At 64.2% G+C, this 826-nt stretch carries 1 protein-coding gene and 1 pseudogene; one reads left to right on the forward strand and one right to left on the reverse strand.

Annotated features, from left to right (window positions below; translation table 11 throughout):
• Positions 1 to 187: pseudogene (locus tag APY03_RS45050) on the forward strand (DUF3108 domain-containing protein); the annotation flags it as partial.
• 235 nt (positions 188 to 422) lie between these two features.
• Here APY03_RS45050 and APY03_RS45055 read toward each other — a convergent pair.
• Positions 423 to 818, reverse strand: a complete 396-nt coding sequence (locus tag APY03_RS45055) for a hypothetical protein (protein WP_232324545.1) — start codon at positions 816 to 818, stop codon at positions 423 to 425.
• Positions 819 to 826: the final 8 nt, after the last annotated feature.

Raw genomic sequence — 826 nt, forward strand, 5'->3', positions numbered from 1 at the left:
GCCCGAGCCGTCATCGCCCGATGACGCGGTCGCCGTTCCGCCACCACCAACGCCGGATGCACCACCGTCGCTGGGTGAACCACCGCCGCTGCTGGAGCTACCACCGCCACCGGCCGCGCCACTCACGCCGGACGCACCTCCCGGTCCGGAAGCACCTGATGTGGCGGATGCATTGCTGCTGGCTTGACCATCGCTTGCAATGCCCGCAGCAGCGCTCGCGTCACCTGAAGCCGGGCTGGCCACCGAATTGGCTGTACTAGCAGGCGCGAAGCCGACGCCGCCCCCGCCTCCTCCGCCCCCACCACCCCCACATGACAACAGCAGACCCACCAACAGTGCCAGAAAGCCGTTACGCAGGAAGGTGTTCGTCATGCTGTTCTTCTGATCGTGGTGTTGAACGCCAAAGGGGAAGGACGAGCAGCTTACTCATCGCTCGAATCTTCGTAGTAGGTGTAGATGCCGACTCTGATGCGACCCTTGGCACTTTTTTTGGCCGCTTCGAAGGCGCGCGTCATCTCGTGCGTCAGTTCGCTGTGCAGCGCGCCGCAGCGCTCGCGCACCAGCTGATGGATCCGCTCGCAGTCGTCGATGGGGATTCCCGCGGCGAACACAGAGCGTTCCAGCAAAGGTGGTTCTGCTCCCAGTGTGTTGGCCACGCCGGCGAGCAGATGATCGCGAGCGTTGTCGCCCAGGAAGGCGAGCATGCCCTTCAGATCCTTTGCAGGAACGAACGCGGCAGCGTTGATCTCGACGCTGCCCGAGCGCTCGATCGCCATGTCCAACCGCAGCAGCTCATCAAGAATGCTGCGGTGGTGCACGTTCCCGC

Origin of the sequence: Variovorax sp. WDL1, assembly GCF_001541225.1 — a bacterium.
GTDB lineage: Bacteria > Pseudomonadota > Gammaproteobacteria > Burkholderiales > Burkholderiaceae_C > Variovorax.